This window comes from Mesorhizobium sp. M7A.F.Ca.US.005.03.2.1 (assembly GCF_003997795.1).
GTDB classification, from domain to species: Bacteria; Pseudomonadota; Alphaproteobacteria; order Rhizobiales; family Rhizobiaceae; genus Mesorhizobium; species Mesorhizobium ciceri.
Genome location: NZ_RZRP01000431.1, coordinates 1 through 5,352, shown reverse-complemented (window position 1 = coordinate 5,352; position 5,352 = coordinate 1). Strand labels below are relative to the sequence as shown.

4 protein-coding genes and 1 pseudogene are annotated in these 5,352 nt (G+C 63.3%); 4 read left to right on the top strand and 1 reads right to left on the bottom strand.

Features of this window, described 5'->3' with window-relative positions:
• Positions 1-130, bottom strand: a pseudogene (locus EN991_RS41035) (ornithine cyclodeaminase family protein); the annotation flags it as partial.
• 121 nt (positions 131-251) lie between these two features.
• Between EN991_RS41035 and EN991_RS22090 the strand changes: the two are divergent.
• The 4 genes from EN991_RS22090 to EN991_RS22075 form a co-directional block, all read left to right on the top strand.
• Positions 252-1,715: a DHA2 family efflux MFS transporter permease subunit gene (locus tag EN991_RS22090; protein ID WP_127369550.1), complete on the top strand. Its 1,464-nt coding sequence runs from the start codon at positions 252-254 to the stop codon at positions 1,713-1,715.
• 240 nt (positions 1,716-1,955) lie between these two features.
• On the top strand, positions 1,956-2,942 hold the full coding sequence (locus EN991_RS22085) for an ABC transporter permease (protein WP_013530837.1): 987 nt from the start codon (positions 1,956-1,958) through the stop codon (positions 2,940-2,942).
• Positions 2,943-3,008: 66 nt separating this feature from the next.
• Positions 3,009-4,037 carry a sugar ABC transporter substrate-binding protein gene (locus EN991_RS22080; protein WP_013530838.1) on the top strand — a complete coding sequence of 343 codons (1,029 nt, stop codon included), beginning with the start codon at positions 3,009-3,011 and terminating at the stop codon, positions 4,035-4,037.
• 82 nt (positions 4,038-4,119) lie between these two features.
• Positions 4,120-5,352, top strand: a 1,233-nt coding sequence (locus tag EN991_RS22075) for an ABC transporter permease (protein ID WP_164769281.1), incomplete at its 3' end; no start/stop codon positions are given.

Genomic DNA, 5,352 nt, shown 5'->3' with positions numbered 1-5,352 from the left:
GTTCGATCACCGTCTGGCCCTTGCCTTGCGCCACCAGGCCAGCCTCGACGGCGGCGATGATTTCGCCATCGGTCATGGCAAGGGCATCGATGTCGAGGGCATTGAGGTAGTCGATGTAGATGGGCTTCATGTTACGCGTATACTCTCCTTGACGGCCCCATCCATTCCATAGCAGGCCATGGCGGCACACGAAAGTTTGTTGCGACGTCTCTGGACGTCGCCGGGGAGATGCTGTTCAAACCGGTTCCGTCATGACTGCCATTCCCGAGATCGCAACCTTGTCCGAAACGGCCACCCATGCGCGGCGCGTGGCGTTGATCGTCGCCATCGCCTTTTTCATGCAGTTGCTGGATTCGACGATCATCTCGACATCGCTGCCGCAGATGGGCGCCTCCTTCGGCGTGTCGCCGGTGGCGATGAGCATCGGCATCACCGTTTACATGCTGACCATGGCGGTGTTCGTGCCGCTGTCGGGCTGGCTCGCCGACCGGTTCGGGGCGCGCAACATCTTCCTGCTGGCGATCGTCCTGTTCACCCTGGCTTCGCTCGCCTGCGGCCTCTCGCAAACCCTGACCCAGTTCGTCGCCGCACGTGTCGTGCAAGGGCTCGGCAGCGCGCTGATGACGCCGGTTGGGCGCATTCTCGTCCTGCGCAATGCGTCGAAATCCGAACTGCTCAACGCCACGGCGCTGATCACCTGGCCAGCACTGTTTGCGCCGGTGGTCGGGCCGGTGCTCGGCGGCTTCATCACCACCTATCTGTCCTGGCATTGGAATTTCTTCATCAACATCCCGCTCGGCGCGGTCGGGCTGGCGCTGGTCGCCCGTTTCATCCCAGGCGACCGCGAGGCCGACCCCAAGCCGCTCGACTGGCCCGGTTTTTTCCTGACATCGGCGGGACTTGCCTTGCTGCTCTACGGTCTCGAGCGTATCGCGCATCCCGAGGACGGCGTGCTGCCGACAGCGCTGCTGATCGTAGCCGGCATCGTCCTCGGCTGGCTGGCGGTGCGCCATCTCAGGCGCGCGCCGCATCCGCTGCTCGATCTCTCCTCGTTCAAGGTGCTGACCTTCGCCATCTCGACGCTTGCCGCCGGCACCATTTTCCGGGTGGCGATCAACGCCACGCCGTTCCTGCTGCCGCTGCTGTTCCAGGTTGGCTTCGGCCTTTCGCCTGTCGATGCCGGCTTGATGATCCTGGCCTATTTCCTTGGCAATCTCGGCATGAAGACGGTGACCACGCCGACGCTGCGCCGTTTCGGTTTCCGCTCGGTGATGGTCGTCAACGGCATCATCGCCTCGGCCTCGATCATGGCTTGCGGAGCGATCTCGCCGCAGACGCCGCAAGCGCTGGTGGTGGCGCTGATGCTGATTGCCGGCCTGTCGCGCTCGATGCAGTTCACCGCCCTTAACACGCTGGCCTTCGCCGACATCGATGCGTCGCAACGAAGCTCGGCGGCGACGCTGTCCTCGATGCTGCAGCAGGTGGCGATGCTGTTTGGCGTCGCGGTGGCGGCGGCGATCCTTAATCTGTCGCAGATCGTCAGGGATCGCCCCGCTCTCGATCTTGTGGATTTTCGAGTAGCCTTTCTGGTGATCGGCGCCATCGGGCTGGTGGCGGCGTTGCGTTTTCTCGTGCTCCCGCCAGGTGCGGGCGCTGAGGTTTCCGGGCACTCGCCGGGAAATTCAGATCGATTTTTCCGCCTGATGCGGAGATAAATTCCGTCCTGTCCCTTTGCCTTGGTGCAGCGCTTTCGCGTGCGGCCGCAATGGCGCAACCAATTGCCAAAAGCGCAGAGTTTTCCGCGCATTGCGCCAGCTTCGGCAATCGATGCGTCCACTCGATAAATATCGCAGCCGGCCTGGGTTCCGGGCGCGGATTCATTTGACGAACCGGCGTTGGGCCGATTAGCGTTCTTTCCCAGGGATGGCAGCGCTGCCATCGGGGCAAACGCAGACATGAACACCATCGGCTGGCCAAATTTCAGGAGCCTGAACCAGGAAGGCATTGTCTTTGCCATCGCCGTGGTGCTGTTCGTTGCAGCGGCTATAGGCCTGCCAGGTTTCATCGACCCCAACAATCTCGTCGCCATCGTCCGCTCCGTGTCGGTGCTGGGCATCCTTGCGCTCGGCATGGCCGTGGTCATCATCGGCCGCGGCATCGACCTCTCTGCCGTCGCGATCATGGCGATGTCGGTCGCCTGGTACCTGCAACTGCTGAATTCGGGGACGCCGGACGGGCTTGCCTTCGCCTATGTGCTGGCCGGTGTGCTGGCCATCGGCCTGCTCAATGGTTTTCTCGTCGCCTATGCCGACGTGCCGGCGATCTTCGTGACGCTGGCGACAGGCTCCTTCGTCTTCGGCTATGTACGCTCGCAACTGATCACGCAGGATGCCGTGCCGGTGCCGCAGGGCCATTGGGTCGAGTTGCTCGGTGGCCTGCGCTTCCTCGACATTCCCATCGAGGTTTTCGTCTTCGCAGGGCTGGCCTTCCTGTTCTTCCTGTTCCTGCGCTACACCAAATGGGGCCGCTATATCTATTTCGCCGGCGATAATCCGGTGGCCGCCCGCAACATCGGCATGCCGGTGCGGCCGATGCTGGTGCTGCGCTATGTGCTTTCCGCCTTCGTCGCACTGGTCGCCGGCCTGCTGACGGCGGCCAGCCTGCATTCGATCAATACCCGCGTCGTCAATTCGACGCTGCTCTACGATATCGTGCTGGTGGCGGTTATCGGCGGCATCGGCCTGTCCGGCGGGCGCGGCGGGGTGCGCAACGTGCTGGTCGGTGCGGCACTGATCGGCATCCTGCTCAACGCCATGACCATCATCGACATTCCGCTGCTCTACCAGAACCTGATCAAGGCAGCGATCCTGCTCGGCGCCATCATCGTCGACGGCATCATCAATCCACGTGACGAGCAGACCGCCCAGCAGGGCGACATTTAGACCTGAACTGCGGCGGACGGTTGGGGCCGGCCGCTGATAACAACGACCAAAGCAAAAGGATCCGACATGAAACTGATCAAGACACTCATGGCCGCCGCCACGGCGCTCGCTGTCACCGCCTTCGTGGCGCCAACCTTCGCCGCCGACGATCCGGGGCCGGCTGCGTACGCGCAGGCGCTCAAGGGCAAGCGCGTCATGCTGGTGCCGCTGGCAATGGGCTTCGACCTAGCGCAGGGCTGGGCGCACTATCTGAAGACCGAAGTCGAGGCCTGGGGCGGCGTGTTCGAGACGCGCGACCCGAACTGGGTCGTCGATGCCGGCGCGCAGGCGATCACGGACGCCATCTCCTCGGACACCAGGCCGGATGTGCTGATCATCCACGCGCCGGACCTCAACTCCTATTCCAAGCTGATGAAGAAGGCACAGGCCGCCGGCACCTATGTCATCCTGGTCGACAATCCCGCCAACTTCCCGGCCGACGCCTTTATCGGCAGTGATTGGGACCGGCTTGGCCAGCTCGAGGCCGAAGCGGCGATCAAGGGCTGCGGCCCGAACTCGTCGAAGAAGATCGGCCTTGTGCAGGGTGACCAGGCGAACTCCTCCAGCCTCTATCAGTATGCCGGCATCATGAAGGTGCTGGACAAGAATCCCGACTTCAAGGTGGTGGCCAAGCCCGATTCCAACTGGGATGCGACGACCTCGCGCAACGTGACGACGACGATGCTGCAGCAGAACCCGGATATCTGCTCGATCATCGATTTCTGGGATGGCGACGCCACCGGCGCGTCCGCCGCGATCCGCGATGCCAAACTCGACGGCAAGGTGTTCCTGGTCACCACCGGCGGCGGCGAGAAGGCGGCCGATTGCGACAAGCTGGTCGACGGCACCTATGGCGCTGTGGTGATGACCGATCTTGCTCGCCAGTCGGGCGACATGAACGCCATCATCAAGTTCCTGCTGCAGAGCGGCCAGCCGGCCGGCACCTCGCACACCTACATCTACACGCTGGAGAAGGCGACGACCAAGGCCGACCTCAAGCCCGACAGCTGCTGGGACCTGAAGGCGCTGCAGGCACAAGCGGCGGCGGCAAAGTAAGCCGCACCTTTTCGACTGAAGTACAAGCGAGGTGACCGGAAGGATCCGGTCACCTCGTCCCCTCATGGAATAGCAGCAGCCGATGTCCTTTCGCGAACGCCTCCAGTCCTGGCGCTACAATCTCGTGCCCGACCATGTCGTCGGCGAGATACTGACCAAACGCTGGACCGACAACGCCATTCCGTTCCTGGCGCTGGTGGCGACATTGGCGACCTTCGGCTCGGTCATTCCCGGCTTCTTCAAGCTGACCGCTTTGCAGGAATCGACCCGCCAGCTCGGCGAGTTCTCGATGGTCGTCACCGGCATGACGGTGGTGATGCTGGGTGGCGGCATCGATCTGTCGGTCGGCTCGATCTTCGCGCTGTCGTGCTTTTCCGCCGTCTATGTCTTCTTCATCCTCGAACAGTCGATCTGGCTGGCGCTGGCCGCATCGCTCGCCACCGGCCTCATCTTCGGCGCCATCAACGGCTACCTCGTCGGTTATCTCCGCTTGCGCGCCTTCCTCACCACGCTGGTGACCTTCATCTTCGGCCGGGCGCTGTTCGACATCCTGGTCACCACCTATGCCGCCGATGTGCAGCTCTCGACCGCGACATCGGATGTGCTCGACTTCATCGGCGACAGCACCTTCTGGGGGCTGTCCGTCTCGGTGTGGCTGGCGATCATCCTGGCCATCGTCACCCATATCGCGCTGACGCGTTCGCGGCCCGGCTGGCACGTGCTGGCGGTCGGCGGCTCGAGGCGCTCGGCGCATAATGCCGGCATCCGCGTGCGTCGCACCGTGTTCATGACTTATGTCTTTTCCGGCTTCTGCGCCTCGATCGGCGGCTTCCTCATTGCTTGCCGGCTGAGCGGGGCAGGGCCGGGAACCGGCCTCAACCTCGAGATCATGGCGCTGACGGCGGCGGTGGTCGGCGGCGTCAGCCTCGGCGGTGGCCGAGGCTCGGTGATCAAGGGGCTGATGGGCGCCATCATCGTCTTGACCATGACCAATGGGCTGATCCGGCTGGGCTACGGCACCGGCACCAACCAGATGGTGCTCGGCATCATGTTGGCGGTGGCGGTGACCATCGACATCCGCTGGCTGAAGAACCGGCACAAGGTGCTGAATGAGGTCTATGTCGCGCCGGTCTATCTCAAGATGGGCGAGACACAGTCGGCCGCACTCGGCTCGGGCACGCCATACGAACTCGACAACAGGCTGTCGGCCGCAGAGCATATCGGGCTTGGCGAGCTGGAGGGGCCGGAAGACGTCATCCTCGACCGCGACGACAATCTCTATTGCGGCACGCGTCATGGCGAGATCGTCCGCTTC

Bases quoted from the DNA above. Each gene is read 5' to 3' on its own strand.
- EN991_RS22085 (WP_013530837.1), top strand. From the start codon at position 1,956: ATGAACACCATCGGCTGGCCAAATTTCAGGAGCCTGAACCAGGAAGGC.
- EN991_RS22080 (WP_013530838.1), top strand. From the start codon at position 3,009: ATGAAACTGATCAAGACACTCATGGCCGCCGCCACGGCGCTCGCTGTC.
- EN991_RS22090 (WP_127369550.1), top strand. From the start codon at position 252: ATGACTGCCATTCCCGAGATCGCAACCTTGTCCGAAACGGCCACCCAT.